General features: G+C 60.1%; 31 protein-coding genes and 1 riboswitch. Of the genes, 17 read left to right on the top strand and 14 right to left on the bottom strand.

Annotated elements, in window-relative coordinates:
- A complete protein-coding gene (locus M516_RS0120170) occupies nt 1-726 on the bottom strand; it encodes an ArsR/SmtB family transcription factor (protein ID WP_029100719.1) in 726 nt (241 codons plus the stop codon).
- A gap of 107 nt (nt 727-833) precedes the next feature.
- Between M516_RS0120170 and M516_RS0120165 the strand changes: the two genes are divergently transcribed.
- Nucleotides 834-1,436, top strand: coding sequence for a flavin reductase family protein (locus M516_RS0120165; protein ID WP_029100718.1), 603 nt, complete (start codon nt 834-836; stop codon nt 1,434-1,436).
- A 125-nt stretch (nt 1,437-1,561) separates the two neighbouring features.
- On the opposite strand, the gene M516_RS0120160 is transcribed toward M516_RS0120165, so the two are convergent.
- Nucleotides 1,562-2,005: an Hsp20/alpha crystallin family protein gene (locus tag M516_RS0120160; RefSeq protein ID WP_029100717.1), complete on the bottom strand. Its 444-nt coding sequence runs from the start codon at nt 2,003-2,005 to the stop codon at nt 1,562-1,564.
- Between the two features lie 196 nt (nt 2,006-2,201).
- Between M516_RS0120160 and M516_RS0120155 the strand changes: the two genes are divergently transcribed.
- From M516_RS0120155 to motB, 4 genes are all read left to right on the top strand, one after another.
- Nucleotides 2,202-2,984 (top strand): IucA/IucC family C-terminal-domain containing protein, encoded by a 783-nt coding sequence (locus M516_RS0120155; RefSeq protein WP_029100716.1) that lies wholly within the window; start codon nt 2,202-2,204, stop codon nt 2,982-2,984.
- Between the two features lie 159 nt (nt 2,985-3,143).
- Complete coding sequence (locus tag M516_RS0120150) at nt 3,144-3,875, top strand: ZIP family metal transporter (RefSeq protein ID WP_029100715.1); 732 nt, start codon at nt 3,144-3,146, stop codon at nt 3,873-3,875.
- 126 nt (nt 3,876-4,001) lie between these two features.
- Nucleotides 4,002-4,802: a flagellar motor stator protein MotA gene (motA, locus tag M516_RS0120145; RefSeq protein ID WP_029100714.1), complete on the top strand. Its 801-nt coding sequence runs from the start codon at nt 4,002-4,004 to the stop codon at nt 4,800-4,802.
- Nucleotides 4,795-5,601 carry a flagellar motor protein MotB gene (gene motB, locus M516_RS0120140; RefSeq protein ID WP_029100713.1) on the top strand — a complete coding sequence of 269 codons (807 nt, stop codon included), beginning with the start codon at nt 4,795-4,797 and terminating at the stop codon, nt 5,599-5,601. The genes motA and motB overlap by 8 nt, the downstream gene beginning before the upstream one ends.
- A gap of 36 nt (nt 5,602-5,637) precedes the next feature.
- Here motB and M516_RS0120135 read toward each other — a convergent pair whose 3' ends face one another.
- Nucleotides 5,638-6,045 (bottom strand): winged helix-turn-helix transcriptional regulator, encoded by a 408-nt coding sequence (locus tag M516_RS0120135; RefSeq protein WP_029100712.1) that lies wholly within the window; start codon nt 6,043-6,045, stop codon nt 5,638-5,640.
- 143 nt (nt 6,046-6,188) lie between these two features.
- Here M516_RS0120135 and M516_RS0120130 point away from each other — a divergent pair, with 143 nt between their 5' ends.
- Together M516_RS0120130 and M516_RS24055 are read left to right on the top strand one after the other, a co-directional pair.
- Complete coding sequence (locus M516_RS0120130; RefSeq protein ID WP_029100711.1) at nt 6,189-6,746, top strand: DJ-1/PfpI family protein; 558 nt, start codon at nt 6,189-6,191, stop codon at nt 6,744-6,746.
- 70 nt (nt 6,747-6,816) lie between these two features.
- A complete protein-coding gene (locus M516_RS24055; RefSeq protein WP_238551016.1) occupies nt 6,817-7,548 on the top strand; it encodes an alpha/beta hydrolase family protein in 732 nt (243 codons plus the stop codon).
- Nucleotides 7,549-8,076: 528 nt separating this feature from the next.
- Here M516_RS24055 and M516_RS24475 read toward each other — a convergent pair.
- The 3 genes from M516_RS24475 to M516_RS0120110 all read right to left on the bottom strand — a co-directional run bounded on the left by M516_RS24475 (nt 8,077) and on the right by M516_RS0120110 (nt 9,596).
- Nucleotides 8,077-8,430: a hypothetical protein gene (locus tag M516_RS24475; RefSeq protein ID WP_029100709.1), complete on the bottom strand. Its 354-nt coding sequence runs from the start codon at nt 8,428-8,430 to the stop codon at nt 8,077-8,079.
- 33 nt (nt 8,431-8,463) lie between these two features.
- The gene (locus tag M516_RS26370; protein WP_081656622.1) at nt 8,464-8,916 is read right to left on the bottom strand and encodes a C39 family peptidase; all 453 of its coding nucleotides are present in this window, start codon (nt 8,914-8,916) and stop codon (nt 8,464-8,466) included.
- Nucleotides 8,917-9,125: 209 nt separating this feature from the next.
- Complete coding sequence (locus M516_RS0120110) at nt 9,126-9,596, bottom strand: low molecular weight protein-tyrosine-phosphatase (RefSeq protein ID WP_029100708.1); 471 nt, start codon at nt 9,594-9,596, stop codon at nt 9,126-9,128.
- 97 nt (nt 9,597-9,693) lie between these two features.
- On the opposite strand from M516_RS0120110, the gene atoS reads away from it, so the two are divergent.
- The 3 genes from atoS to M516_RS0120095 all read left to right on the top strand — a co-directional run bounded on the left by atoS (nt 9,694) and on the right by M516_RS0120095 (nt 14,449).
- Nucleotides 9,694-11,547 carry a two-component system sensor histidine kinase AtoS gene (gene atoS, locus M516_RS0120105; protein WP_029100707.1) on the top strand — a complete coding sequence of 618 codons (1,854 nt, stop codon included), beginning with the start codon at nt 9,694-9,696 and terminating at the stop codon, nt 11,545-11,547.
- On the top strand, nt 11,519-12,910 hold the full coding sequence (locus M516_RS0120100; protein WP_029100706.1) for a sigma-54-dependent transcriptional regulator: 1,392 nt from the start codon (nt 11,519-11,521) through the stop codon (nt 12,908-12,910). The genes atoS and M516_RS0120100 overlap by 29 nt, the downstream gene beginning before the upstream one ends.
- 213 nt (nt 12,911-13,123) lie before the next feature.
- Nucleotides 13,124-14,449, top strand: coding sequence for a short-chain fatty acid transporter (locus M516_RS0120095; RefSeq protein WP_029100705.1), 1,326 nt, complete (start codon nt 13,124-13,126; stop codon nt 14,447-14,449).
- 103 nt (nt 14,450-14,552) lie between these two features.
- Here the strand turns inward: M516_RS0120095 and M516_RS0120090 are convergent, their stop codons facing one another.
- From M516_RS0120090 to M516_RS0120075, 4 genes are all read right to left on the bottom strand, one after another.
- Complete coding sequence (locus M516_RS0120090) at nt 14,553-15,896, bottom strand: hemolysin family protein (protein ID WP_029100704.1); 1,344 nt, start codon at nt 15,894-15,896, stop codon at nt 14,553-14,555.
- 200 nt (nt 15,897-16,096) lie between these two features.
- A complete protein-coding gene (locus M516_RS0120085) occupies nt 16,097-17,215 on the bottom strand; it encodes a site-2 protease family protein (RefSeq protein WP_029100703.1) in 1,119 nt (372 codons plus the stop codon).
- Nucleotides 17,216-17,334: 119 nt separating this feature from the next.
- Nucleotides 17,335-17,634: an iron-sulfur cluster biosynthesis family protein gene (locus M516_RS0120080; protein WP_029100702.1), complete on the bottom strand. Its 300-nt coding sequence runs from the start codon at nt 17,632-17,634 to the stop codon at nt 17,335-17,337.
- A gap of 90 nt (nt 17,635-17,724) precedes the next feature.
- A complete protein-coding gene (locus M516_RS0120075; protein ID WP_029100701.1) occupies nt 17,725-18,075 on the bottom strand; it encodes a DUF3905 domain-containing protein in 351 nt (116 codons plus the stop codon).
- Nucleotides 18,076-18,210: 135 nt separating this feature from the next.
- Between M516_RS0120075 and M516_RS0120070 the strand changes: the two genes are divergently transcribed.
- Complete coding sequence (locus M516_RS0120070; protein ID WP_029100700.1) at nt 18,211-19,047, top strand: glycosyltransferase family 2 protein; 837 nt, start codon at nt 18,211-18,213, stop codon at nt 19,045-19,047.
- Between the two features lie 31 nt (nt 19,048-19,078).
- On the opposite strand, the gene sspK is transcribed toward M516_RS0120070, so the two are convergent.
- Nucleotides 19,079-19,213 carry a small acid-soluble spore protein K gene (sspK, locus tag M516_RS0120065; protein ID WP_218059943.1) on the bottom strand — a complete coding sequence of 45 codons (135 nt, stop codon included), beginning with the start codon at nt 19,211-19,213 and terminating at the stop codon, nt 19,079-19,081.
- 87 nt (nt 19,214-19,300) lie between these two features.
- On the opposite strand from sspK, the gene M516_RS0120060 reads away from it, so the two are divergent.
- From M516_RS0120060 to M516_RS0120050, 3 genes are all read left to right on the top strand, one after another.
- Nucleotides 19,301-19,570, top strand: coding sequence for a DUF3886 domain-containing protein (locus M516_RS0120060; protein WP_029100698.1), 270 nt, complete (start codon nt 19,301-19,303; stop codon nt 19,568-19,570).
- Complete coding sequence (locus M516_RS25765) at nt 19,567-19,713, top strand: hypothetical protein (protein ID WP_160297061.1); 147 nt, start codon at nt 19,567-19,569, stop codon at nt 19,711-19,713. The genes M516_RS0120060 and M516_RS25765 overlap by 4 nt, the downstream gene beginning before the upstream one ends.
- Before the next feature lie 65 nt (nt 19,714-19,778).
- The gene (locus M516_RS0120050) at nt 19,779-19,958 is read left to right on the top strand and encodes a hypothetical protein (RefSeq protein WP_029100697.1); all 180 of its coding nucleotides are present in this window, start codon (nt 19,779-19,781) and stop codon (nt 19,956-19,958) included.
- 117 nt (nt 19,959-20,075) lie between these two features.
- Here the strand turns inward: M516_RS0120050 and M516_RS0120045 are convergent, their stop codons facing one another.
- The 3 genes from M516_RS0120045 to M516_RS0120035 are packed head-to-tail and all read right to left on the bottom strand — an operon-like array spanning nt 20,076 to nt 23,281.
- Entirely contained in the window at nt 20,076-21,263 is a 1,188-nt protein-coding gene (locus tag M516_RS0120045) for an ABC transporter permease (RefSeq protein ID WP_029100696.1), read from the bottom strand.
- Nucleotides 21,260-21,979 (bottom strand): ABC transporter ATP-binding protein, encoded by a 720-nt coding sequence (locus tag M516_RS0120040; RefSeq protein WP_029100695.1) that lies wholly within the window; start codon nt 21,977-21,979, stop codon nt 21,260-21,262. Before M516_RS0120040 ends, M516_RS0120045 begins: the two co-directional genes overlap by 4 nt.
- A 27-nt stretch (nt 21,980-22,006) precedes the next feature.
- A complete protein-coding gene (locus M516_RS0120035) occupies nt 22,007-23,281 on the bottom strand; it encodes an efflux RND transporter periplasmic adaptor subunit (protein WP_029100694.1) in 1,275 nt (424 codons plus the stop codon).
- A 219-nt stretch (nt 23,282-23,500) separates the two neighbouring features.
- On the opposite strand from M516_RS0120035, the gene M516_RS0120030 reads away from it, so the two are divergent.
- The 3 genes from M516_RS0120030 to thiO all read left to right on the top strand — a co-directional run bounded on the left by M516_RS0120030 (nt 23,501) and on the right by thiO (nt 26,557).
- The gene (locus M516_RS0120030; protein WP_029100693.1) at nt 23,501-24,862 is read left to right on the top strand and encodes a glucose-6-phosphate isomerase; all 1,362 of its coding nucleotides are present in this window, start codon (nt 23,501-23,503) and stop codon (nt 24,860-24,862) included.
- Entirely contained in the window at nt 24,849-25,094 is a 246-nt protein-coding gene (locus M516_RS0120025) for an excisionase family DNA-binding protein (RefSeq protein ID WP_029100692.1), read from the top strand. Before M516_RS0120030 ends, M516_RS0120025 begins: the two co-directional genes overlap by 14 nt.
- Before the next feature lie 62 nt (nt 25,095-25,156).
- Nucleotides 25,157-25,270, top strand: a riboswitch (TPP riboswitch).
- A gap of 174 nt (nt 25,271-25,444) precedes the next feature.
- Complete coding sequence (thiO, locus tag M516_RS0120015; RefSeq protein WP_029100690.1) at nt 25,445-26,557, top strand: glycine oxidase ThiO; 1,113 nt, start codon at nt 25,445-25,447, stop codon at nt 26,555-26,557.
- The last annotated feature ends 77 nt before the right edge of the window (nt 26,558-26,634 follow it).

The raw sequence follows: 26,634 nt of genomic DNA, 5'->3' as shown, positions 1-26,634 counted from the left end.
CTACGATTCCCGCCCGTTTTCGTCTGTGTCGGGGGAAACGCCAAAGGCGTCGTGCAATCCCGTCCGTCCCGCTTCGGTCAGGATGACGGCGCGGGAGGAAGGATGCCGTCTCAGCCAGCCCAGTTCGAACAGGCGGGCGGTCAAGGCGGCGCCGAGCGCCCCGGCGAGGTGGTGGCGCCGTTCCATCCAGTCCAGACAGGGGCGGGCGAACGAGCGGCGGCTTCGTCTGAGGGCAGGGATGTCCAGCCCAAAGGCGGCCAGCGCCTCCTCGCCAGCGGGGGTCAACTCCCACTTCCCCGCTGCGGAGGGAGCGTCGAGTCGCGTCAGCCAGCCGCGGTGGGTCAACTGCTCGGCAAGCCGGACGCCGACCCGGCCGGCCAGGTGGTCGTAGCAGGTGCGGGCAAAGCGCAGCGCCTTCCGCTCCTCCGACTCGCGCAGCGAACGGACCGGACCGGGCGGGGAGAGGATCAAGAGCCCCTCCAACGCCTGAGCCACTTCGGGACCGCGCAGCCGGTAGTAGCGGTGCCGTCCGTGCGTCTCCAGAGCGAGCAGGCCGCCGGCCACGAGCTTCCCCAGATGGGCGCTGGCCGTCTGCGGCGAAATGCGTGCCCGGCGGGCCAGTTCGCCGGCCGGCAGGGCGCGTCCGTCCATCAACTGGAGCAGCATGGCCGCGCGGGACGGGTCGCCGATCAGAGAAGCGGTCTGTGCAAAGCCGGTGTGGGTCATCGAAAGAACACCTCCGTGTGCAGGCATACTTCGATCGTAGTGGAAATAACTGTCGTTTACAATGGGGGCCGAAGACGATCTCGCAGAACAGGGAGGCCGAACCCACCATGATCCATCACGTCACCATCCAACCCAAGATTCTTTACTACGGAACGCCTGTCATCCTGCTGACCACGTTAAACGAAGACGGCAGCACCAACATCAGCCCGATCTCCTCCTCGTGGGCGCTGGGCCGTTACGTGGTGCTGGGCATCGGAGGCGGGTCGAAAGGATTGGACAATCTCAAGCGGCATCCGGAATGCGTGCTGAACATCCCCGAGGCGGCGATGTGGCGGCAGGTGGAAGCGCTCGCGCCGCTTACCGGGCGGGACCCGGTGCCGGACTATAAACAGGCGCTGGGCTTTCGCCACGAAAAGCGGAAGTTTGCCGCCGCAGGCCTGACCGCCCAGCCTGCCGAGACGGTGGCGCCGGAGCGGATTGCCGAATGCCCGCTGCAGGTGGAAGCGGCGGTTCGCCATATCCGCACCCCCGAGTACGACGGGTTCTTTGCCATCGTCGAGACGGAGGTGCTGCGCGTCCACGCCCGGGAGGACATCGTCATGGGGCGGCACCATGTCAACCCGAACGCCTGGAATCCGCTGATCTACAACTTCCGCCACTATTTCGGGCTGAGTCCGGAACTGGGGAAAACGTACCGGTCGGAGACGTAAAGTAAGGAAGGGACTCCGGATGGCAAGCCCTCCGGTGAACACTTCTCCGCCGCCGGTTCAGAGCGGCTGGCCCAACGAAACAACGCCTCCCTGTGCGGGGAGGCGTTTTTCCATACTGTCGGGACCTAGTGAAACTCCACGTCAATGCGCCGCTTCTCATCCGGATGCGCCTTGGGGATGCGCACTTCCAGGACGCCGTTTTTGTAGGTGGCTTTTACCCCTTCCGAAGAGACACGGGCAGGGAGCGTGACGGAGCGGGAAAAGCGGCCGGAGAACCGCTCCTGCCGGTGCATCCGGTCTTCCTTCACCTCGTTGACCTTGTTGATGCTGCCGGTTATGGTCAGGACGTTGTTCTCGATATCGATCTGCACGTCTTCCTTTTTTTCCAGACCGGGAATGTCACACGTCGCGACCACTTCCGTATCCGTCTCGTACACGTCGATGCGGGGAGTGGACAGGAACCCCTCCGTGCCGGCGAAGAGGCCGGGCAATCCGGTGGTAAAGAAGCGGTCCAGCTCCCGGCGCACGTTCTCCAAATGGCGAAATGGTTCATAGGGAATCAGTGACATAACAGCCCTCCTTTTCGTGGTTACATTGTTATTCTGGCGGTACATGGAAATCGTATGCATCGGTTGTGCCGATTTCGTCGCCGTGCCCTTGTGCCGGGAGGGAGGGCGTCTTATAATGGAAATCAGCACAAGGATGATAATGAAAATCATTGTAGTTGAACATACTGCAAGGAGAGAACACGAAAGGAAGTCGCCCATGTCCTCCGAATTGAACCTGTCCGTCTTGGAACAAACATACCGCCTCTCGATCGCAGGGGAAGTGACGGCGCCGCTGGTGTTTGCCGCAGACGGTCTCCTGCGGAAAGAGACCGTCAAGCCGTTTTTGCGCCAGGTGGGCGAGCAGATCGGTTCCCCCACGGCCGTGGTGACGGCGTCCATCTTCTTCAAACGCTTTTTGACCGTGATTTGCGGCGGCTTGTACGCCATGTCCGTCCATTCGGCCGGGCTCGATTTATCGCTGGGCAACGTTCTCTTGACCGCTGAGAAAAACTGGGCCCTTCCCCGGTTTGTCCTGCGCGACGGGAGTGTCAGCACGCCCGGCGGCCCGGGGCGGGACGTCTGGCGGGAACAGGTGCTGCGCCGCTTTTTTGCCGAAACGGTTCAACCGCTGATTGCGACCCTGTCTGCGGTTACCGGCATACACGCGAACGTTTTGTGGGCGCATACCGCCTACATCGTGCACTACTATTACGAGGACTGGCAGCAGCGGGACGAGCTGTCTGCGCTTCGCGGGCAGCTTGCCGCCGATTTCCGTTTTCTTTGCCGCGAGGCCGGGCCGGACCTGTTCGGCCTGACAACAGGCAATCCGCTTGACACCTGCTTTACCGTCGTCTCCCATCCCAAGCAGCCGGACCGGCCGATCCGCATCCGCCGCCAATGCTGCTTCCAGTACCGCCTGGCGGGAGGCCGGTGCTGCTACACATGCCCGCTTCTGAACGAAGAAAAGCGGACGGAACAGATACTCGCTCTCGGACACTGACAGCGCCGTTTTGGACGGCGCTGTTTTTGCGTGCAGGCGGAAAAGAGGGGATCCGGGAGTCCGGAGCCCGGGATCGACGGACACCTGCCTGTTTCCTTCCTGTCCGCTCTCCGTGGTATCATGTGGGTATCGTCGACACGAAGCGCTGGAGGAGTGGGAATGGAACAACTGGTCATCGGGAGTCTGCTGTCGGCGTTGGCCACTGGCGCAGGAGCCTTGCCGATTCTCTTTTTTAAAACGGTGACGCACCGCTGGCGGGATATCTTGCTTGCCTTTACAGCGGGCATCATGATGGCGGCAGCCACCTTCAGTCTCATTCCGCAGGCGCTGGCGGAAGAGCGGTTCGTCGTCGTCTGTCTCGGCGTGTTGACCGGAACGCTTGTGCTGACCGTGCTGGAAAGCGTCATTCCGCACATCGATCTGGAACACACGCGGGTCAACATCTCGATGGATACGCAGGCTGTGTTGATTCTGTCGGCCATCACGCTGCACAACATACCGGAGGGGCTCTCCGTAGGGGTGAGCTACTCCGCCGAGCAGACCGGACTGGGCGGGCTGATCGCCTTTGCGATCGGGGTGCAAAACGCCCCGGAGGGCTTCCTCGTCGCCCTGTTTCTGATCAATCAGCGGGTAAGCCGCTTCAAGGCGTTCCTGCTCGCTACGCTGACCGGCTCGGTGGAGGTCGTCTCCGCCTTGGTCGGCTACCACCTGACGGCGGTTGTGGAGGGACTGGTCCCCTACGGCCTGTCGTTTGCCGCCGGCGCGATGCTGTTTATCGTGTACAAGGAACTGATTCCCGAGAGTCACGGCGACGGGCACGAGCGGTCGGCCACCTTTTCGTTTATTCTCGGCCTCCTGGTCATGATCGGGCTGATTCAGTGGTTTGGCTGAGCGGTTTGGCTCCGTGCCGTCACAAAGAGTTTCGATTTTTCCTCAACTTCCTCTCACAACCCGGAGCGGAAATACCGAAACCATATATATAGGGATTTTTGATTACGGGAAGTAGGGAGTGTCACCATGGAAAAGTCGACCTTGATCGGTATTGTACTAGGCATCCTCGCAGTAGGTGTCGGAATGGTGCTGAAACACGCCAGCCTGACATCGTTGATCAATCCGGCAGCGTTTATGATCATTATCGTGGGTACGGCTGCCTCCGTGTTCAACGCGTTCCCCCTGTCGGAAATCAAACGGATTCCGGCGTTGTTTCGCGTACTGTTTACCGAACAAAAGCTGCCGTCCAAGCGGGAGCTGATTGACCAGTTCATGAACTGGGCCTCCATCGCCCGCCGCGAAGGCCTGCTGGCGCTGGAGAACACCTCCGATGAGATTGAAGATCCGTTCCTGCGAAACGGCATGAAGATGATCATCGACGGCGGCGAACCGGAGTTTGTCCGCGACGTGCTCAATGAAGAAATCCACTCGATCGAGGAGCGCCATCAAGCGGGCGCGCAAATTTTTTCCCAGGCGGGCAGCTACGCCCCGACGCTCGGGGTATTGGGGGCGGTGGTCGGCCTGATCGCCGCACTGGGCAACATGAGTGATGTCAATGCGCTGGGGCAGTCAATCGCGGCGGCGTTCGTCGCTACCCTGCTCGGGATTTTTACGGGGTACGTGCTGTGGCACCCGTTCTCCAACAAGCTGAAGCGCAAATCCAAGCAGGAAATCGAGATCAAGAAGATCATGGTGGAAGGGCTGCTCTCCATTCAGGCGGGCGTGTCGCCGGCGGCCATCGAGCAAAAGCTCCTGGTCTACATCCCGACCCAGGAACGCGTGGGGTCGAAGGATGAGAAGAAGGAGGAGGCCGTGGTAAATGGCTAGACGACAAAAACGTCAGGCTCACCACGAGGAGCACATGGACGAGTCCTGGCTGATTCCGTATGCAGACCTGCTGACGCTTTTGCTCGCGCTGTTCATCGTCCTGTTTGCGTCCAGCAAGCTGGATGCGCAGAAATTTGACCAACTGGTCCGCTCCTTCAACGTCGCGCTGAACGGCGGGCTGAGCGTGCTGAACCAGCCGAGCCCGGTGCCACTTGATCCCACCCTCGCCCAGCAGACCCTGCACAAGGGGCAGCAGGCGGAACGGGAAAAGACGGAAGAAGAGCGGAAGCTGGAAGAGGCCATTCGCAAGGAAACGGAAGACTTGAAAAAGCTGCAGCAGCAGATGGAAGGATACATCATCAGCAACAAGCTGGAAGACAAGCTCCAGACCAGGATGACGGAAGAAGGGCTTCTGATCACCATCCTGGACAACGCGCTGTTTGATTCGGGCAAGGCCGACCTCAAGCCGGAAGCGCGGAAGCTGGCGACGGAACTGGCGGCGATGCTGGTGCCCCACCCCAAAAAGGTGACGGTCACCGGACATACGGACAACGTCCCGATTCACCGTCCAGAGTTTCCCTCCAACTGGGACCTGAGCGTCAAACGGGCGGTCAACTTTTTGAAGGTCCTCTTGGAAAACAAGCAGCTCGACCCGGCCAAGTTCAGCGCGACCGGCATGGGCGAGTACCATCCGGTGGCCAGCAACGCGACGCCGGAAGGGCGGGCCAAAAACAGGCGGGTGGAAGTGGCTATTTTGCGCGACCTGGCGGCACCGCCGAAAAACAGCGTGCAGCCATAATCGTAAGGAAAGGCAAAGGGATAGCGCGGCAAGCGGCTATCCCTTTTTTGACGGCTCTTCGGCTTCCGGTTCAGCGAGGCCCATCTCTTTTTTGATCGCGGCCATTCGTTTTTTCCCCCATTCGTACATCATCTGAATGATGGGCAGCAGGGTCATCCCCAGCTCCGTCAAGGAATACTCCACACGCGGAGGCACTTCCGGGTAGACTTCCCGATGAACGATGCCGTCCTCGATCAATTCTTTCAATTGGCTGGTCAGCATCTTGTGGGTAATTTTGGGGAACAGCCGCTGCAGTTCGCTGAAGCGGTGCGGCCCTTCCACTCCGAGATGCCACAGGATGACGATTTTCCACTTGCCGCTGATGATGGACAGCGTCAGTTCCTTCTCGCAGTTGAAATCTCCGTTTCGGATTTTCTCCCGAATTTCTTTTCGAATGTCAGACATGCCCTTCTCCTTGCTCTCTTGTATTTCGTCAAAAGTACCCTTTTCGTAACTATCGCACGAAAAAGTGCATGCTTCCAAAGGATGGCGTACATGACTATAATATTTTCTGTCACATAACCCCATTGTAAAGGAGTGGCGCAAGAATGTCGAAAAAAGTGCTGATCCTGACCGGCGACGCCGTGGAAGCACTGGAAGTGTACTACCCGTATTATCGATGCCTGGAGGAAGGATTTGAGGTAACGATCGCTTCCCCTACGGATAAAAAGGTACTCCATACCGTCGTGCACGACTTTGAAGACTGGCAGACGTTTACGGAAAAACGGGGCTACCAGGTGGAAGCCCACGCTTCGTTTGAACAGATCAACCCCGAAGAATACGACGCGCTGATCATTCCGGGTGGGCGCGCTCCGGAACACATCCGGATGCACAAGGATTTTCCCCGCATCGCCCGCCATTTCTTCCAACAGGATAAGCCGATCATGATTCTGTGTCACGCCAGCGTGGCCTTGACGGTGATCGCTGACGAGATCAAGGGACGGAAGATGACCGCCTACATGGCGTGCCGTCCGGAGGTGGAGGCAGCGGGGGCGACCTACGTGGAAACCCGCTTCCATGTGGACCGCAACCTGATTTCCGGCCATGCCTGGAACGATCTGCCGCAGTTGATGAAGGAGTTCATCAAACAGGTACAAGCTTCCTGATTGACAGACAGGACGAACAAGAAGGGACAGCGTCAGAAACACGCTGTCCTTTTTTTGCTGCGGGAATCAGGTGGACCTTTTCTCCCGAATCACCGTCTTGATCTGCCACGGCTTTGTCGGCAGCCGGATCGGTGTGGACCGCTTGTTTGTCAAAGCCGCGCGGGACATGGCCGCGCATGGCTTCAACGTGGTACGGTTCGACTACGCCGGATGCGGCGAGAGCGAGGGTGAATACGGTGCGGGCGGGATGGATGCGCTGCTGCGGCAGACACGGGATGTCCTGGAGCATGTGAGGAACATGGAATCGGGCGCTCCCGGCAAGCTGATTCTGCTCGGGCACAGCCTGGGCGGCGCCGTCTCGCTCTTGACCGCGGCCCGGGACAGCCGGGTGGACGGATTGGTGCTGTGGGCGCCGGTTCTCCGCCCGTTTGAGGACATCGTCCGCATTGTCGGAGAGGAATCCTACCGGGAGGCGCTCCAGTACGGCCAGACCGACCATCGCGGGTACGTGCTGCGGGATACGTTTTTCCAGTCGCTGCGGGGGTACGAACCGCTGCGGGAGGCGAAGCGGTTTACAGGAGACGTGCTGCTCCTGCACGGCAACCGCGACGAGGTCATCCCGGTCGATTCCGTCTTTCACTATGAACGGGAGCTGCGCCTGCGGCAGACGGGGCGCTGCGAGACAGAGGTCATCGTCCGCGGCGATCATACGTTTTCCGCCCACGACGCGTATCAGCGCCTGATCAGCCGAACGACCGCGTGGTTGGCACAACAGGCGGGGAACGAGACGGTGGCGGTGTGACGCGGAGGACGGATCATCCGAGCAAGGACACATGTCCAAAAGAGCGCTTGGGGCATGTGATCCGAGCATATAGATTTGCGGCTATAAGGCAAAAGCCCCTCACGCAGAGGGGCTTTCGTTTGCCTTGATATGATCGAGCAGGCCGCGGCAGCCGACACATCAAAATCGGGCGAAGTGTCAGCACGGGCGGAAGAAGATAAAAGGGGCTGACGGGGGAAAATTGTAACCCGAACTTCTTCATGCTGTTCGCCTGTGCCCTATTGGTTGCTTGAGTTTACCCATATTTCTGTTGTAGTAATTGTGATTCGCTTTTTCATCTTCTCCAAGACAGTCTCCGGTGACAATTTTTTGTACGGTGATAAGTTCAATAGCTCGGCTGCCCGGCTGGTCAACCACACTTCCTCTTTATTCTTGTCGACGTTCAAAAAGATTCCGCCGCCCTGGAATTCAAAGTAACGAACATCTTTGTCTTTTGAAACATCCTTTTGAATCGTCTTATACAATTTCATCAAGTCTTTACTGTAATTTTCACCCCCCCATCTGGATCGGCCCCTTGCTGTCCGCAATTACGATACCTTTTGTCTCACCGTTGTCCTGCATAAACCACAGCCACTGGTCCGATGGCTGTAGAATATCGGACAGCTCCCTTCCCTCGTAGGAAGCGATTTCTTCCGCCGTGAGTGTGAAGGAAATGGGGATCGAAAAGTTGGACAGTTCCAGATTGTCGACTGATGCTTGGGCTGATCCGCTTTTTTCAAATTGTTTCTGTATACGTTTATAATCCTTCAAAGCCTGCTGTTCCGGTTTGTCAGAGGCATAACCGATTGCAAAGAAGCCAATACCCAGTAATACGATTACAGATGTGAAAAGGATTTTTCGCACGTTTGTACCTCCCTTTTTTACATATTTCCAAACCTAAAAGGATGTAAAGTTGTATACTTGACCATACCATGTTTGAGAACTGCTACTCTTAAAAGAATTGTAAGACTTAACATAATGATCTCCATACCATGGATCCATGTAAGTGATATAATCAGTTGATCCATCGTCATACCCATCGATATTCACAAAGTGTCCACCGCCATTTGTCCATAGAATTAGTGCCATGACAGGATTGTCACTGTTATAGATATTGGAGATCAGGGTAGAAAAAGACATTGGAGATTCGGATACACTCGAATTTAACCCATAGGAATTGAGTCCTCTTTTCACTTCGTACATCGTTGCAGGCTGATTTAGAGTAGCTCCTTTCACCGTATTCACGAAACTTGTTTGGCTGATACTTTTTCCATAGTATTTCAAGACAGACACTGAAGTTCCAGCCCAACACCATTGATCTTTTTCTTGTTTTATATTCGGCACACCCATCCAAGAGATATAAATATAATACAGAATTTTTTATATTTTAAAAATAGAAGTCTAATCGGAGCGATTGTAGAAAATCAGGGATGTTTTGTGCAATCAATCATCGAAAGTTTGGAATTGACCACCGTTTGAATCCTATTCACCAGTTAGGACGGATAAAAATGGAAATCGTTTCTGTACGTGCAACCAACCGGTATAACGGCAAAAGCCCCTCACGCAGAGGGGCTTTCGTTTGCCTTGATATGATCGAGCAGGCCGCGGCAGCCCGCCTCCACCAACTGGTAGACGTAGTCGAACCGGCCGGTGTAATACGGGTCTTCCACGTCGCTCTCCGGCAGGTGCGGCGCGAAGTCCAGCAGGCGGTAAACAGCTTTGCCGGGCGGGGCCATGCGCTTCAGCGCGGACAGGTTTTCCTCGTCCATGCAGACGATGTAGTCAAATTCGGAAAAATCCACCGGCGTGATCTGACGGGCCCGCAGGGTGTCGTGCGGGATGCCCTTTTCGCTCAGGACTTTGCGCGTGCCGGCGTGCGGCGGCTCACCGGCGTGCCATCCGCCGATGCCTGCCGAATCGATGGCGATTCGCTCCGCCAGCCCTTCCTCCTCCACCAGCCGGCGGAAGACGGCTTCCGCCATCGGCGAGCGGCAGATGTTGCCGAGACAGACAAACAAGACTCGAATCATGGACAAGCTCCTTTCGCACATCTCAAAAACGGATACAGTTGTATGATAGAATAGGATCACACCAAAAGGCAAAAGCAAAAAGGGACGGGATTCATTCGTGAAAGCATACCTGTACCGCATCCGCTTTGTCGCCTCCGTCATCGCCGTGACCGTGCTGCCGATTCTCGTCACCGGAGCGGTTTTGCTGAGAGCGGCCGAGCAGGCGCTGCTGGAGGAGAAAAAGCAAAAACTGATCGCGGTAACGGAGCAGCTCGATTACGTGTTGTCGAAAGATTTTGACGCCATGCTCCGGGAACGGGGGATGCAGGCGGCGCCGCGGGAACAGCAGATCGAGGCGTTAAACCGGGCTCTGGCGCCGCTGACGGACCGCCTCGCCGCCGCACATCCGGGGATCGGGGTCGGCTATTACGCGGCGGGATTGGATGCGATCGTGACGTACGGTCCCAGCGAGGAGATGAGCCGTTACGTGGGCAAGTCGATCCCTCCCGACCATCCCGGGCGGCGGGTGATGCGTGACGGCGTCGTCGAGGTGGCGGTCGGCCAGCAGGTGCGGGGGAACATCATGAACGCGATGCACCCGCTGACCCGCAATGGCCGGATCATCGGCTACGCCTGGGCCAACGAACTGATGAGCAGCATCGACGTGCAGCTCGCGGGCATGCGGAAGAGCATCTACGCCATCCTGGGCATCGGCTGTATGGTGGCGGCGGCGGCCAGCGGTCTGCTCATGCACCGGCTGGAAGTGATCCTGGCTGAGATCAAGGCGGGGCTGAGGCGGCTGAGGTTTGACCTGTCCTTTCGCATGAAACGGCTGGACGGCGAGCCGGGGGAGATTTCCGACGCGATCAACAAGCTGGCCAGCGACCTGCAGGCGAGCCGCAGCCATACGGAGACGATCGTGCAGAGCATGGACAGCGGCATCGTCGCGCTTGACCACTGCGGACGGATCACCGCCTGGAACGACGCGGCAGCCCGGATGACCGGACTGGCGGCCGAGCAGGCGGTGGGGCAGACGTATACGGACATCTTTGCGGAGGAGGAGGTGCTGGTGGCTGCGCTGACCGACGCCCTGCATCACGGCCGGACGGCCCGGGACGCGGAGTGGCGGCCCGCCCGCCGCGAGCGGGGAGCACAGGTTGTCAACGTGACCACCTCCATCTGGCGCGGCCCGGCGGGAGAGGTGCTGGGTGCCATCGCCGTGCTGGACGACCGGACGGAGTGGAAGCGGATGGAGGCCAAGCTGGCGCAGGCGAAACGGCTGGCCGTGGTGGGCGAGCTGGCCGCCAGCATCGCCCACGAAGTGCGCAATCCGCTGACGTCGATCAAGGCGTTTGCGCAAATCCTCGAGGAAGAATGGCCGCCCGGACACGACAACCGCGAGTACACCGGAATCATCGTGGAAGAAGTGGAACGGCTGAACCGCTTTGCGGACGAGCTGCTGCTGTTCGCCCGCCCCAACGAGGAGCGGCACGTCCCCTCGTCCGTTTGCGACGTGCTGGACCAGACGCTGGCGCTGGTGGAGCCGGGCATGGCCAGGCAGGGCATCGCGGTGGAAAAGATGTACGCCGCTTCTCTGCCGGCTGTATTGGCCTCGCCGGAACTGCTGAAACAGGTGTTTCTCAACATATTGATCAACGCGCAGCAGGCCATGCCGAACGGCGGCAGCGTCAGGGTGGAGGCGGAGGGAGACGAGCGGGAGGCGCGCATTCACGTCACCAACGACGGCCCGCCCATCGCCGAAGAACACCTGCTGTCCGTGTTTGATCCGTTTTTTACCACCAAACCGGCCGGGACGGGGCTGGGGCTGGCGATCTCCCAACGAATCGTCCAGGCGTACGGGGGACAGATCAGCGCCCGCAACGTGCCGGGAGGAGTCCGGTTCACGGTGACGCTGCCGGCGACCGACAGAAAGGAGGAAGAGGATGAAAAAACGGGTGCTGCTGGTCGATGACGAGGCCAATGTGCGCAAGGCGCTGACGACGACGCTGCGCAGGGCGGGGTACGAGACGAGAGAGGCGTCCGGCGGAGCGGAAGCGCTGGAACTGGTGCGCAGCTTTCGGCCCGAGGTGATGCTCCTGGATCTCAGGATGCCGGAGCCGGATGGCATGGAGACGCTGCGGCGGCTGCAGCAGGTGGACGGGCCGCGTCCCAGCGTGGTGATGATGACCGCCTACGGGTCCGCCGCGGACGTGATGGAAGCGATGAAGCTGGGAGCGTTTGACTACGTGCAAAAGCCGTTTGACGTGGCACGGATCAAGCAGGTGGTGGCCAGAGCGGTGCATCAGCGCGAGCCGGACGAACCGGCGGGGGCGGTCAGGAGGTCGACGGAGGAGCTGACGGACCAGCCGGGGCTGGTGGGGTTGAGTCCGGCGATGCAGGAGGTGTACAAGCTGGTCGGGCGGGTCAGCACGACCAAAGCGACGGTGCTGATCCAGGGAGAGAGCGGAACGGGCAAGGAGCTGATCGCCCGGGCGATACACGCCAACAGCCCGCGCGCGGCCAAGCCGATGATCCCCGTCAACTGCGGCGCCATCCCGGAAACCCTGCTGGAAAGCGAACTGTTCGGCTACGAACGGGGCGCGTTTACGGGGGCGGCCGGCCGCAAACCGGGGCTGTTTGAGCTGGCGGACGGCGGCACGCTGTTTCTCGACGAGGTGGGCGAGCTGAGCATGCCGCTGCAGGTCAAGCTGCTGCGCGTGCTGCAGGATCGGACGCTGGTTCGGCTGGGCGGCGTGGAACCCGTGCCGGTCGACGTGCGGATCATCGCGGCCACCAACCGGGACCTGCGGGAGCTGATACGGCGGGGGCAGTTTCGCGAAGACCTGTTCTACCGGCTGCACGTCGTTCCCATTCACATGCCGCCGCTGCGGGAACGAAAGGAAGACATCCCGCTGTTGGTGCAGCACTTTCTCGCCAAATACGGCCGGGAGCTGGGCAAGGAGGGCTGCTATCTCTCGCCCGCTGCGCTGGACGTCCTGATGGCGTACGACTGGCCGGGCAACGTCCGCCAACTGGAGAACACCATCGAACGCGCCCTGGTGCTGGCCGGCGGCTCCGCCATCCTGCCGGAGCACGTGGAGGTGCACCCGAGGGAAAACGAACCGGCTGGTGCAGCAGACGACCTCGCCGCGATCCGCATCGAGAATCGGACGATGCGGGACATCATTCGCGAGGTGGAGCGGGAAGCGATCGTCCGCGCGCTGCGCAAAGAGCGGGGCAACCGGCTGCGGACGGCCAAACGGCTGGGCATTTCCCGCCGCGCGCTCCTGTACAAGCTGGAAGCGTACGGGCTGGACGGTCAGGAGTGGGAGTAGAGGTGCCGACCACACGCACACGGGCTGCACCGTTACGCACACGAACTGTGCAAACTGGAGTCAACGTGTGCAAAAAGTAGTCAATGACCGGCAAGTATTGTTTTGAAAGCGCATACATCCAAGCGGCTCCTGTCCTCGCTGACGGTTGGCATGCCTTTTGCTACTTCCAAAAATGGAAGGCAGCCAATTCTTTCGAAAAGGGGGAAATGTCACGTGTTTCAAGCCATGACCAACGCGTCGGTCCGATTGGTGCAGCGCTATCTGCCCGACGCCTTTATCTTCGCCATTATCCTTACGTTCGTCGTCTTTTTTGCCGGAATGGCCGTCAACGGTAAGTCGCCGCTGGAGATGGTAACGTACTGGGGAGACGGCTTCTGGGGACTGCTCAGCTTCACCATGCAGATGGTGCTGATTCTTGTCACAGGTCATACGTTGGCCAGCACGGACCTGTGCAAGCGGGGATTGCGCTCGGTGGCTTCCACCGTCAAAACACCGGGGCAGGCAATCGTCCTGACCAGCCTGGTCTCCTGTTTGGCGGCTTGGATCAACTGGGGGTTCGGGATCGTCATCAGCGCCCTGCTGGCCCGGGAAATCGCCCGGCGGGTGGAAAAAGTGGATTACCGTCTGCTCATCGCCAGCGCGTATGGCGGTTTTGTCGTCTGGCACGGCGGACTGTCCGGATCCGTCCCGTTGACGGTGGCCACGGAGAAGCACATCCTGCAGGACGTCATCGGAGTGATTCCCACGTCGGAAACGCTCTTTTCGCCGATGAACCTGACGATCGTCATCGCCATCATGATCGCCCTGCCGCTGATCAACCGGATGATGATGCCGGCGGAAAAGGATACGGTGGTGTACAAGGGGCCGGGCATCGATCATGAAGAGACGGCAGCCGCGTCTGCTGCGACAGCAGAGGACAGTCCCGCCGCCAGGCTGGAGAACAGCCGGATCGTGTCCGTGCTCATCTCCGCGTTGGGCCTGGTCTTTCTGATCGCCTACTTTTTGAAAAACGGCTTCAAACTCAACCTGGACATCGTCAACTTCGGGTTTTTGTTCCTCGGCATATTGCTGCACGGTACACCGCGCAAGTTTCTCGACGCCATGAACGAAGCGGTCAAGGCGACCGCCGGGATCGTTGTGCAATTTCCGTTTTACGCCGGCATCATTGGGATGATGACCGGGTCGGGGCTGGCCGCCAGCATCTCGCAGTGGTTCATCAGCATCTCCACGCCAACCACCTTCCCGCTGTTTACCTTCTGGAGCGCAGGCCTGCTCAACGTCTTCATCCCTTCCGGCGGCGGTCAGTGGGCGGTGCAGGGGCCGATCATGATGCCGGTCGCCACTGAACTGGGCGTTTCCCATGCCAAAGTGGCGATGGCGATCGCCTGGGGCGATGCCTGGACGAACCTGATCCAGCCGTTCTGGGCGCTGCCGGTACTCGCTCTGGCGGGGCTGGGGGCGCGGGACATCATGGGGTACTGCCTGATGATGCTGTTCGTCACCGGCGCGATTATCAGCCTGGGCTTCCTGCTGTTTTAGCGGCCCGCGAAACATACGTGGAGTCCGCCTGGGCGAAAACGTCTTTCACCATGAAGAAGCCGGCATCTGTCGAATGCAGATGCCGGCTTGCGGTCGTATGCTGTTACACCACCGTCAATTGCGATTCCTGTTGTTCTGCTTCGGGGGGGACCAACTGTTTGATTGCGATCCGCGTCACGCGGTGATTGTCCATGTCGGTCACCGTAAACAGGTGGTTTTCCCACTCGACGGAAGCGCCGACGGCAATCTCCTCTTCGAGCTGGCTGTACAGCCAGCCGCCAATGGTATCGACGTCTTCGGACACCAGTTCAAACGGCAGGTGGTCGTTCAGATCGGTCAGCAGGGTCTTCCCGGCGACGGACAGGCCGTCGACCGTCTTTTCGATGTCGGGACGTTCGTCCGTGTCAAACTCGTCCTGAATGTCGCCGACGATCTCTTCCAGGATGTCTTCCATGGTGACCAGACCGGCCGTTCCGCCGTATTCGTCGATGACGATCGCCAACTGCGAGCGCTTTTTCTGCATCAGCCGCAGCACGTGGCTGATCTCCATCGATTCCGGCACGGTCAGCACGGGGCGGAGGAAATCCTCCAGCCGCACGTCCTTGTTCTGCAGGGCGGCCAGGTAAAAGTCGGTTGCGTGGACAAACCCGACGATGTTGTCCTTATCTTCGTTCGCCACCGGAAAGCGCGTGTGGCGCTCGGTGCGAATAATTTCAAGGTTCTCCTCGAACGTGTTGGAGGTATACAGGCAAACCATGTCGATGCGCGGGATCATGACTTCCCGGGCCAGGGTTTCGGAAAAGTCAAACACGTGCTCCACGAGCGAAAGTTCGGTCTGGTCGATGTGGCCGCTTTGATGGCTCTGGTTGACCAGCAGGCGAATTTCCTCTTCCGTGTGAGCCGCTTCGTGTTCGGACACCGGTTCCAGTCCGGCCCACTTCAGCAGCCGGTTGGCGGTTCCGTTCAGGACCCAGATGGCCGGGTACATTATCTTGTAAAACAGCATCAACGGTGCTGCCACCCACAGCGAGGTCGCTTCCGCTTTCTGAATGGCCAGCGATTTCGGCGCCAGTTCCCCCAACACGATGTGCAGGAACGTGATGATGGCAAAGGCCACGCCGAACGAAATCGCGGAAATCACGTAGTCGGGCAGCGCGAAGTTGTGCAGCAGCGGCTCGACGATCATGTGCGCAATCGCCGGTTCACCGACCCAGCCCAGACCAAGCGAGGCCAGCGTAATCCCCACCTGGCAGGCGGACAGGTAGGCGTCCAGCTTTTGCGTCACTTTTTGCGCGAAGCCGGCCCGTTTGTGCCCTTCATTCACCAGTTGGGTCAAACGCGTCTGGCGCACTTTGACGAGGGCGAATTCGGCGGCTACGAAAAAGCCGTTCAGAAAGACGAGAAAAGCGACAAGCAGCAGGTTCAGCACTATCGGAATACTCTCCAAGCAAACAGTCATCCTCTCTGGAATATTTTGATTGATTCTTTTTTTATGATACAAGATTGGCCCCTGATGCACAAAGCCGAAAAACCGGCGTCCCGGCCCCTGGGGACCCGCTGCCCGGGAAAAACGGCGGTAAGATGGCCGTCTCACGTGTTTTTGCTCCCGCAACGGCCCGCAGAGGCCTGTACGGAAAAGGCGGCTCGTCAGCGCACGTGCAGCAGGTGCTGGCCGTAGACGAAGAAGGCGGAGAGCACGCCGGCCAGGGCGAGATAGGCGATCAGCACTTTCCACTTGGTGGAGGCCGGTGCCTCATAATACGTCGTCAGACGGTGCAGGAGCTCCTCCACCTGGGCCAGCCGTTGGCGGGCGGCCTGGTCCGCTTCGGTGAGCAGCGCGGAGGGAGCGGGACGGGACGGATCGCCGTCCACGAACAGCACCGGTTCGTGCTCCCACTTCCGGAACAATTCCCAGGTCCGCTCCGCATACTCCTTGTCCATGGCGATGCGGTCGCGGACAAAGCGTTTGTCATCCTGCAAAAACGGGATCAGGAAGCCTTTGGGCGCTTGGGCGGCGAACGCCTCCTGCTTCTCGGCGTAGAGCCGTTCCCGGGTCTCGATCGACGAGTCCAGAAGCGGCCAGCGGGCAATCTCCTGCAGTACGCCCTCCAGCTTTTCTTTTTCGTACCGCAGCACGCGCTGCCGGTACCCTTCCCGCGCACGGCTCCACCAGGTAATCAACCCGATCACAAAAATGAAGACCATCATCGGACCGGGGCTGGCTAACAGCATGGCGCCCAGCCCGAGCAGGCCGAAGAACCAGAGTTTGGTGGACAGCACGGAGACGATCCGCCCGCCGTCCAGCGGCGAGACCGGCAGCAGGTTAAACAGGTTGAGCAGCGCGCCGAGGTAGATCACCAGCGCCCAGAACGGATCGTGCGTCCACCAGTAGAGGGGAAGGGCCGGCAAAAAGGCGAGCATGCCCGCCAGCGGCCCGCCGTAGGCCAGATACGCTTCGGTGCCGGCGTCGCGCGGCTGGTCCTTCATCGCGATAAACGCCCCGGCAAAGGGAATGAACACGGCCGGCGACGTTTTGATCCCCTTTCGTTTGGCGGCGATGACGTGCCCCATTTCATGGACAAAAATCAGATAGACAATGGCTGCCGCGAATTTCCAGCCGTACACCATGGCGTACGCCCACAGGCTGACGATCATCGACAGCAGCGTGGTGCCGAATTTGGAAAATTTCAAGAGGCCCACAAGCCACTTCAGGTTGGTCAGCAGAAAAGCGCCAAGGGCCAATAGAGCCGACCTGGTTTTGTTCATGCCAGTTCCTCCCGAACGGTAATGCTAGGCTGTCATCCGGATATACGAACAGCAGCGGGGAAAGTTTCTCTGCAAGGGGCCGGCTGGCTGCGGGCCCGGTTTGGCGGCTTTTGATGTGTCTACGCGTCCAGCCGCGGATTGTGAAAGGTAAAGCCGTATTCCCCGTACAAGGCGTTGTAGCGCAGCTCGGCGCCGTCAAAGTACCAGAAGTCGTTCGGGCGGATCACAAAGCGCATGCCCTCCACCTCGAAGACCGCGTCGCCCGGCTGAACCTCGTCTTTTTCTATCGCGTAAAACAGGCCGCCGGTGCCGGGACCGCCCGTGCGGACGTACAGGCGCAGCGTGTCGCCGGGGCGGAATCCGGCGTATCGCTGGTAGGCCTGGGCAAACGCCGGTTCGATGGTCACGTGGATGCTCATGATGGGACTCCTCTCTCACAGGTCATGTACATCCATTGTACCATAAACGGGAAAAACGCCGCTGATGGCACAGCGGCGCAAGCGTCGTCGTCAATCCTTGCCGATGCTGACGTCGTGAGTCGGGTGCATGAACGGCACCCCTTTGGGCGGCTTGTCTTCCAGCAGACCCTTGTTTTCCGCCGTGTTCCAGCCGATGTCGTTGGTCGGGTGAACCCATTTGTCGCCGGACATGACGGACGGGTCCGTCTCCGTGCTCCACTGGTTGAGCGGCGATTCGGGCGAATTGTAGAAGCTGTCGCCAATCACGACGCCGTGTTCGTTGACAAACGGTTTTTGCATGGAGCGGGTCGAGTTTTTGAAATCGGGTGCGCTGATCTGATGGGGAAGCGTGCCATCGATCGAGACGTCTTCATTCACTTCCGTCTTTTGCTTGCGGTCCATCGTGAGCACCTCCTCCCGGCGAAGGTTGTGTTGTGAGCATTCGACTCGGCCTTTTCGCGAATGCGCAGGCACGGCCAGACTGCTCCCGTTCCATTGGACGCGGTCGTGCATAGGGTATAAAAAGGGGGAGATCCGATGTTTACCAGCGTCGTCATTCCGACAAGAAATGCGGCCGATCGGCTCCTGTACACCCTGTTCAGCCTCAACCTGCAGTATACGCCGTTTGACCAATTTGAAGTGATCGTCCTGGACAACGCGTCCCAGGACGACACGAGCGATAAGGTGACCGCCTTCCCTGCCCACTATTCCCTGCACTGTCAGCGATTCCGGAGACGGCTTGCGATGCACCGTCTGCTGAACGCGGGCATTTCCCGGGCAAAGGGGGAGATCATCGTCTTCCTGTCCGGCAGCATGATCGTGCCTCGGGAGTTTGTCGGCACCCACGAGCACGTTCACGCGCAGGAAGCGAAGCAGGTCCTAATGGGATTGGGGGAGCGCCGTATTTATTCCGTCTACGATCCGCGATTCAGCCCGGCCCAGATGGAGGAATGCAGCTCCTGGCTGGAACATTACCCGCAGATCAAACGACCCCATTCCAGCGCCTGCGTGGTGCCGCTCCTGGAAGAGAAGAAGATTGCCAGCGGTCTGCCATATCACATCGGCCTGCCCTGCCCGGAAGCGGAACGGCGGCAGGCCATTTGCGACAAGTTTGGAACCAGGCTGGAAGGATTCCGGAGACCCTGGGTGCTGTTTGGCACGGAGCACGTGTCCATTCCCCGTGCGGCGCTGATCAAGGCGGGGGGATTCAAGGAACTGCCTCGGCGGGAGACGGAGCAGGACATGGCCAAACGGCTGTGGAAAGCCGGCTGCCAGTTCCGGTTTGCCGAGAAGCTTACCCTGCTCAGGCAGGAGCGTCCGCCCGTCGGCGGCCCCGGTCAACGGAAGTCCAGAAACAACCGCCGCGCGAAGTAAAGGCCCGGCGGTTGTTTCGCGCGTGTCATTCTTACCGGTTTTCTTTTAGCCGCTCTTGTGGTTCACTATTGATGGAGCCGTCAGAGCGGACCGCTTCGGATTGGGCTTTCGGCCCGCGGATCTCGGGGGTCTTGCCGAAATCTTTTTCCTTATTTCGTACCATCATCTGCCCTCCTCTTGTGTCGCATGGTGTTAGTATGACCGGAAGCGGCAGTGATGATGAACAGGCAACGGTGAAAGGAGACGATGGTCCATGGCAAAGAAACAGCACAAACCGCAGCGGCCGACTGCACAACCGGCTGCCGCGGAGGCGAAAACGGGTCTGAACCTGAAAGAGATGCTGAGCCAGGAAGCGCTGGACAAGCTGAAAATGCTGGAGCGGGAGGTACAGGCTGCCCGCGAGCGGGAGGAGAAGGAAGCGGCGGAGCGCAGACGGCGGGAGCAGGAAGAGCGGGAGCGCAACAAGAGCTTTGCCGAACTGCTGGAGGAGTACGACAAAAAAGGCGGAGGCAAGTACAGTTGACGGCGGGCGCTGGCGGCCGGAAGCAGCGGCCGGACACGTCGAAAAACGGCCTGATGAAAAAGCGGCAGCTCTTGGTCAAGGATGAATCCGTCAAGGAGCGGGGACGCGATATCTTGTCCCGGCTGGGGAAAAGGGACAGATAGGCGGCGTACAGGGATTTTTTCCCCGCCTTTCCCATATAGCTAAAAGAAGGAAAGGGGGGAGCCCCGTGGGGACAATCCTGCTGCTTGTCAGCATCTTCTGCGTGGCGGTAGGCACTTGGCGGCTGATCGGCATCTACAAGGAGGGCAAGCCCGAAGGCAAATGGCTCTGGTGGACGGTGGCCAGCGTGGGGATTACGCTCTTTTTTCTCCTGAAGCTGGTCACGGACACCCCTGCCCTCTATTGAAAAAGCACCTGAAGCGTAGCGCTTGCAGGTGCTTTTTTTGCGTCCCGTCCGGGATCAGGCCATCAGGTCGGCGGACGCTCCCGTGCGGCTTGGCGAAAAGCCGCAGCGAAGGTGGCGTTATTCGTAGCGCAGCGCATCGATCGGGTCCAGCTTGGCCGCCTTGTTGGCCGGGTAGAGGCCGAAGAAGATGCCGATCGCGCTGGAAAAGGCAAAGGCGATAAACACGCTGTTCCAGGACATGAGCGGCGGCAGCTTGGCGAAGTAGGAAATCAGCGCGGCGGTGCCGAGGCCGAGCAGGACGCCGATCAGACCGCCAATCAGGCAGACGATCACCGACTCGATCAAAAACTGGACGAGAATGTCCCTTCGCCGCGCTCCCAGCGCTTTGCGGATGCCGATCTCGCGGGTCCGCTCGGTGACGGAGACGAGCATGATGTTCATCACGCCCACGCCGCCGACGACCAGCGAAATGCCCGCGATCACGCTGAACACCATCGTCAGTGTGCCGGTCACCTGGTTGAACTGGCTGACCTGCTGCTGCATGCTCACGGCCCGGTAGTGGCCTTCTTTCTGGTGCTTGCGGCTCAGGTACTGGATCGACTGCTGCATGGCGGTATTGACCGACTCCTTGTCGGTCGCCTTGCCGATCAGGTAGCTGACCCACGGCTCTTCGTACCGGCTCTGGTCAAACCGGATGGGCACGTAGGCGCTGTAGGACTGCTCCATGTCGAAGCGAAACTTGTCCTCCTTGAACGTGCCGATCACGACCAGCGAGGTGCTGCCCATGCGGACGCGCTGGCCCAACGGGTTCATCCGGCCGAACAGCTTCGTCGCCAGCTCCTCCTCGAGGACGACCACCGCCCGCAGCTCCTTGTCATCCGCCGCGCTGAAAAAACGTCCCCTGGACACTTTTACGGTCGGCTGCACCTTCGGAAAATCGGCCGTCGTGGCGTACAGGTTGACGCGCTCTTCCTTTTTCGGCCCCTTGAGCATCGCCGTGGTTTGGTTCATCGGCACGATGTGCTCGATGTTGGGACTGATTTTGCTCAGCACGTCGGCGTCCTCCACGGTGAGGTCGTCCGGCGCATGCTCTTCCTTGCTGTCGAAGTCAACGAAGACGTTGAACGAGTTTTGACCGAATTTCTCCATCTCGCTGACGATGGCTTTCTGTCCGCCTTCCCCCAGCGCGGTGACGGCGATCACCGAGGTAATCCCGATCACAATCCCCAGCATCGTCAAGCCGGAGCGCATCTTGTTCGCCCAAATGCCTTCCAGGGCGCTGCGAAAACTTTCCCAGACGTTCATGTCGTGATCACCTCGTCGGACGGAACGGCAATCAGCCGGTTTTCCACCCGTTCGTCACGGATGATGACGCCGTCCTTGAACGTGACGATGCGTTCGGCGTGCCGGGCGATGTCCGGCTCGTGCGTGACCAGGATGATGGTGACGCCCTGGCTGTGCAGTTCCTGAAACATGGCCATGATTTCGGTGCCGGAGCGGCTGTCCAGGTTGCCGGTCGGCTCGTCGGCCAGCAGGATGGACGGCCGGTTGACGAGCGCGCGGGCAATGGCCACGCGCTGCCGCTGCCCCCCGGAGAGCTGCGTCGGCTTGTGGTGGACGCGCTCGGCCAGCCCGACGCGCCCAAGCGCCTCCAGCGCCCGTTTTCGCCGTTCCGCCCGTCCTACGCCAGCGTACATCATCGGCAGTTCCACGTTGTGCAGCGCCGTGGAACGGGCCAGGAGATTAAAGGATTGAAAGACGAAGCCGATTTTTTGATTGCGCACCTGCGCGAGCTGCTTGTCGGTCAGTTTGCTGACCTCAATCCCGTCCAGCGTGTAGGTGCCGGAATCGGGCCTGTCGAGGCAGCCGAGCATGTTCATGAATGTCGATTTGCCGGAGCCGGACGGCCCCATGATGGCGACGAATTCCCCTTTTTCCACGGTGAGCGAGACGCCTTTCAGGATGGGCAGTACCGACTCGCCCGTCTTGTACGATTTTGTCAGGCCTTCGACGTGCAGCATCGGTCGACCTCCTTTCTTCCGAACAGGTTAGATGCCCGAATTCTGCGGTTCCGCGGATGGCTGGACCGGGGCGTTCTCTTGGAGGGAGTCAAACGGACCGAGAATCACCTGTTCGTCCCCTTTCAATCCCGACTTGATCTCAGCGAACAGCTCGTTTTCCACACCCACGGTCACTTTCCGCTTTTTCGCCACGCCGTTCTCCGCCACCCAGACAAACGTGCTGCCGTCCGCTTCCTGCTGAACCGCTTCGATCGGCACCTGCAGGGCGTTGTCGATCTTTTCCACGGAGATGTCGATGTCGACGTGGAAGCCCGGTTTCAAGGCGGACAGGTCGCCGCTCGGTTCCAGCGTCACTTTTACCCGGGTCTTCTCCCCTTGTCCCGAGCTGTTTGGCGTTGTGACGGCGATCGGGGAGATGCGGATCACCTTGGCGCTCAGCTTTTGCTTGCCCAGCGCGCTGCCTTCGATCACCGCGGTCTGCCCCAGCCTGATCTTGCTGACGTCGGACTCGTTGATGTCCGCCTCGATCAGCAGATGGTTCAGATTGGCCAGCGTCAGGATTTCCGTTCCCTTGTTCACGTATTGGCCGTTTTCTGCGGCCCGTTCGATGACCGTTCCGTCGGCCGGCGCGACCAGCACGCTTTGCACGCGTTCTTTTTCCAGCAGGGCTTTCTCCGCCAGGCGGGAGTTGATCTGCGCCTCTAGGGAGGCGATCTCTTCCCTGCGCGGCCCTTTTTGCTTCAGCGCGTACTGCTGCCTGGCCACGTTGAGCGCGGACAGCGCCGAGTCCACCTGCGCCTTCGCCTTGTCCAGCTCCTGCTGGGTCGTGGCGCCCGACTCATGAAGCTGCCGGATGCGTTCGTACTCCCGTTTGGCGTTGTCGTAATCCCGCTCCGCCTGGGCGACGCGTTCCCGCTCCTGCGCCAGTTCTTCCGGTTCGCTGCCGGCCTGTGCCTTGGACAGGTTGGCCCGGGCCAGTTCGATCTGCGCGTCGATCTCCATGATCCGGCTTTCCACGTCGGAGGTGTCGATCTTGCCGATGACCTGTCCCTTTTTGACGGCATCCCCCTCCTTCACGGCAAACTCGCGCAGGATTCCGTTGACGTTGGCGTATATCCGCTGCTTGTCTTCGACGGTGACGATCCCGGAGGTGAGTACCTTGGTCTCCAGCGCGGCCGTGGTGACTTTTCCCACGCTGACAGGCGTTCCCGCTGCCTGCTGTGAGCCCATCAGGGTCATGCTTGCGGCTCCCACGGCCAGTACGGCAGCGACGAAGCCGACGATCCACCAGCGTTTCTTCATACGTTCCTGTCTCCTTGCCTAAATTATGTTATGAGGTTCGAATGGTTTTACGGGGCTGGAGGGAAAAGGTAACAACGGGCACAGGTTGTTCACAAAATGTTCACAATTATGCGGCGAATCCATGATGGATGGACAGATCGGACTTCTTGCGCTGCCGGTTCGGCGGCAAACATGATAAGATGAGAAGCAGAAACAACCACGTCTATTGGGGAGGGAGCCATGAACCAAGCGCTTCGTTTCGACTACTCGAACGCCCTAGGATTTGTCCGGCCGCACGAATGGGCGCAGCTTGCCCCGGCGGTCAAACAGGCCCACGAGCTGCTGCACGAAAAGACGGGGGCCGGCCGCGATTTTCTCGGCTGGGTCGATCTGCCCGTCGACTACGACCGGGACGAATTTGAACGGATCAAACAGGCAGCGGCGAAAATCCAGGCGGAGTCCGACGTGCTGCTGGTCATCGGGATCGGCGGTTCGTACCTGGGCGCCAAGGCCGCCGTGGACGTGCTGGGCCACCACTTTTACAACCTTCTGCCCAAAGCCAAACGGCGCACGCCGGAGATTTACTTCGTCGGCAACAATCTCAGCCCGGTCTACGTCTCCCACCTGCTGGACGTTCTCGAAGGAAAGGACGTCTCTATCAACGTCATCTCCAAATCGGGCACCACGACGGAGCCGGCCATCGCGTTTCGCCTGTTTCGCGCCTGGCTGGAGAAAAAATACGGGCGCGAGGCAGCGAAAAACCGCATCTACGCGACCACGGACAAGGCGCGGGGCGCATTGAAACGGCTGGCGGACGAAGAGGGGTACGAAACCTTCGTCATCCCCGATGACGTCGGCGGACGCTACTCCGTGCTGACCGCGGTGGGCCTCCTGCCGATCGCCGTGAGCGGCGCGGACATCGACGCGCTGATGCAGGGAGCGGCGGCCGCCCGGGAGCGCTACCTGACGCCCGTCCTGGAAGAGAATCCGTGCTACCAGTACGCGGCCGTCCGCAATGCGCTCTGCCGCAAAGGCAAAACCGTGGAGCTCCTGGTCAGCTACGAGCCGCAGTTCCGCTATTTTGCCGAGTGGTGGAAGCAGCTTTTCGGCGAGTCGGAAGGCAAGGACGGCAAGGGGATTTTTCCCGCTTCCGCCGAGTTTTCCGCCGATCTGCACTCGCTGGGACAGTACATCCAGGACGGCTTGCGCCACCTGTTTGAAACGGTGGTGGCCGTGTCCAAGCCGGCGGCGGACGTGACGATCGGCGAAGACCCGGACGATCTCGACGGGTTGAATTTTCTCGCCGGCAAGGGCATGGACTTCGTCAACAAAAAAGCGTTTGAGGGAACGCTCCTGGCCCATGTGGACGGCGGCGTGCCCAACCTCGTGGTGGAAATTCCGGAAGCGACGGCCTATCACCTCGGCGAACTGATCTACTTCTTCGAAAAGGCGTGCGGCATCAGCGGCTATCTGCTCGGGGTCAACCCGTTCGACCAACCCGGGGTGGAAGCCTACAAGGCGAACATGTTCGCCCTGCTGGGCAAACCGGGGTACGAACGGCAAAAAGCGGAACTGGAAGCGAGACTGCGTGGAAAACAGTAAGACCTACCTGACTGTGGCCGAGACCGCCGCCTACCTGGAACTGCCGGAGACGTTTATTCTGGAAAAAATCCGCGAGGGACGCATCCGTGCCGTTCACAACGGCGAAGAATACCTGATCAACAAGGACCAGTTCCAGCATCATCTGGAGCAGATCCGCAAGCTGCGGGAATGGGAGGAAGCGACCAGGAACGAACCCATTCCCGAAAGCTACGACGTGAAAGACGAGGACTGAGCGCCGCGCTCTTGCCAGGGAGCGGCCACCGGTCTATACTGAAGGGTGTAAACGACATATCGGAAAGCAACTGGGGGAGTCCATCACGCAGGGCTGAGAGGACGGAAGCGATTGACCGTCGACCCTTTGCACCTGATCCAGATCATGCTGGCGCAGGGAAGTGGTTGCAAGCAAAAGAGCTGTCTGTGTTTGCGGATGCGCATCGGCCCACCTTTCCTGCCGGGGAAGGTGGGCTTTTCGCATGCGTTCGTCCGGCGGGGCGGCATCGGCGGGCGGGGGATGGCGGCCGTTTACCAAGGCTTCGCCGCACGGCAGGGCGGGGCAGAGTTCCAGCGAGGAGAGGAAGAACCATGACGAATTGTTTGATCGTAGGCGGAGGCATCATCGGATTAAGTCTGGCATACGAACTGTCGCGGCGCGGGTTGTCCGTCACGGTGGCAGAGCAGGGGCCATGGGGCGGCCAGGCGTCTTCCGCGGCGGCGGGAATGCTGGCTCCGCTCAAGGAGTTTTCCGAGCCCGGACCGCTGCTTGATTTGGGAATGGATTCGCTTCGCCTCTATCCGGAGTGGGCGGCGGAGCTGGAAGCGGAGGCGGGCGGTGACGTGCAGCTCAGCATCGACGGGCTTTTGACCGTGGCATTGACGGAGGAGGAAGCGGAGCGGCTGCGCGCAAAGTTCGCCTGGCAGCGGGAGAGCGGTTACGACGTCCACTGGCTGACCGGAGCGGCCATCCGGGACGTCGAACCGCTGTTGACGGATCGGGCGGTGGCGGCGATCCACTCGCCGTCCGAAGGGCACATCAACAACCGGCTGCTGCTGCAGGCGCTGGTGACGGCGTGCAGGCGGATGGGCGTGACGCTGCTTTCCGGCTGCGTGGTGACGGGCATCGCCACGGAAGGAAGCCGGGTGGTGGGCGTCGAGACGACAGCGGGACCGCTGCGGGCCGACGAAACCGTCATCGCCTCCGGGGCATGGGCCGGCATCATGATGGGCTGGCTGGGGCTGTCCATTCCCGTTCGGCCGGTACGCGGACAGATCGCGGCGGTTGCCTCGGCGGGGATTCCGCTGCGCACGGTGATTTTTGGCAGTACGGGCTACATCACGCCCAAACGGGACGGCAAAATCGTCATCGGCGCCACGGAAGACGAGGCCGGCTTTCAGCGGGAGGTCACGCTGTCGGGCTTGACCGGCGTGCTCAACGGCGTCATGCCGTATGTGCCGGCGCTCTCCTCGGCCCCGTTTTTGGAAGCGTGGGCGGGACTGCGCCCCGCTTCCGCCGACGGCAAGCCGCTGTTGGGGCCGGTGCCGGGATGGACGGGATTGTCGCTCGCCGGCGGCCACTTTCGCAACGGCATCCTGCTCTCCCCGATCACGGCCAAGCTGATGGCGGATTATCTGGAACAGGGAAGGGCGGAGCGGCTGCAGCCGTTCTTGCCCGAACGATTTGCGGGCGTCTCGTTGTAAACGATCTTCCTTCCATAAATAAAACCGGTGCTTTCTCCTAAGAAGGCGCCGGTTTTTTCGTTTCGCCGCTGGCTTGG

Origin of the sequence: Brevibacillus thermoruber 423 (genome assembly GCF_000454065.1) — a bacterium.
Lineage (GTDB): Bacteria > Bacillota > Bacilli > Brevibacillales > Brevibacillaceae > Brevibacillus > Brevibacillus thermoruber.
Note: the sequence above shows the minus strand (reverse complement) of the source record. Positions and strands in the feature narration are given on the sequence as shown.

Coding starts and splice junctions, on each gene's coding strand:
- M516_RS0120165 (WP_029100718.1), top strand. CDS start 834: ATGATCCATCACGTCACCATCCAACCCAAGATTCTTTACTACGGAACG.
- sspK (WP_218059943.1), bottom strand. CDS start 19,213: ATGATGGTACGAAATAAGGAAAAAGATTTCGGCAAGACCCCCGAGATC.
- M516_RS0120035 (WP_029100694.1), bottom strand. CDS start 23,281: ATGAAGAAACGCTGGTGGATCGTCGGCTTCGTCGCTGCCGTACTGGCC.
- M516_RS0120110 (WP_029100708.1), bottom strand. CDS start 9,596: ATGATTCGAGTCTTGTTTGTCTGTCTCGGCAACATCTGCCGCTCGCCG.
- M516_RS0120085 (WP_029100703.1), bottom strand. CDS start 17,215: ATGAACAAAACCAGGTCGGCTCTATTGGCCCTTGGCGCTTTTCTGCTG.
- M516_RS0120150 (WP_029100715.1), top strand. CDS start 3,144: ATGGAACAACTGGTCATCGGGAGTCTGCTGTCGGCGTTGGCCACTGGC.
- M516_RS0120100 (WP_029100706.1), top strand. CDS start 11,519: ATGAAAAAACGGGTGCTGCTGGTCGATGACGAGGCCAATGTGCGCAAG.
- M516_RS26370 (WP_081656622.1), bottom strand. CDS start 8,916: ATGGGTGTGCCGAATATAAAACAAGAAAAAGATCAATGGTGTTGGGCT.
- thiO (WP_029100690.1), top strand. CDS start 25,445: ATGACGAATTGTTTGATCGTAGGCGGAGGCATCATCGGATTAAGTCTG.
- M516_RS0120030 (WP_029100693.1), top strand. CDS start 23,501: ATGAACCAAGCGCTTCGTTTCGACTACTCGAACGCCCTAGGATTTGTC.
- M516_RS0120130 (WP_029100711.1), top strand. CDS start 6,189: ATGTCGAAAAAAGTGCTGATCCTGACCGGCGACGCCGTGGAAGCACTG.
- M516_RS0120045 (WP_029100696.1), bottom strand. CDS start 21,263: ATGAACGTCTGGGAAAGTTTTCGCAGCGCCCTGGAAGGCATTTGGGCG.
- M516_RS0120155 (WP_029100716.1), top strand. CDS start 2,202: ATGTCCTCCGAATTGAACCTGTCCGTCTTGGAACAAACATACCGCCTC.
- M516_RS0120060 (WP_029100698.1), top strand. CDS start 19,301: ATGGCAAAGAAACAGCACAAACCGCAGCGGCCGACTGCACAACCGGCT.
- M516_RS0120080 (WP_029100702.1), bottom strand. CDS start 17,634: ATGAGCATCCACGTGACCATCGAACCGGCGTTTGCCCAGGCCTACCAG.
- M516_RS0120070 (WP_029100700.1), top strand. CDS start 18,211: ATGTTTACCAGCGTCGTCATTCCGACAAGAAATGCGGCCGATCGGCTC.
- M516_RS0120160 (WP_029100717.1), bottom strand. CDS start 2,005: ATGTCACTGATTCCCTATGAACCATTTCGCCATTTGGAGAACGTGCGC.
- M516_RS0120040 (WP_029100695.1), bottom strand. CDS start 21,979: ATGCTGCACGTCGAAGGCCTGACAAAATCGTACAAGACGGGCGAGTCG.
- motB (WP_029100713.1), top strand. CDS start 4,795: ATGGCTAGACGACAAAAACGTCAGGCTCACCACGAGGAGCACATGGAC.
- motA (WP_029100714.1), top strand. CDS start 4,002: ATGGAAAAGTCGACCTTGATCGGTATTGTACTAGGCATCCTCGCAGTA.
- M516_RS0120170 (WP_029100719.1), bottom strand. CDS start 726: ATGACCCACACCGGCTTTGCACAGACCGCTTCTCTGATCGGCGACCCG.
- M516_RS0120135 (WP_029100712.1), bottom strand. CDS start 6,045: ATGTCTGACATTCGAAAAGAAATTCGGGAGAAAATCCGAAACGGAGAT.
- M516_RS0120075 (WP_029100701.1), bottom strand. CDS start 18,075: ATGGACCGCAAGCAAAAGACGGAAGTGAATGAAGACGTCTCGATCGAT.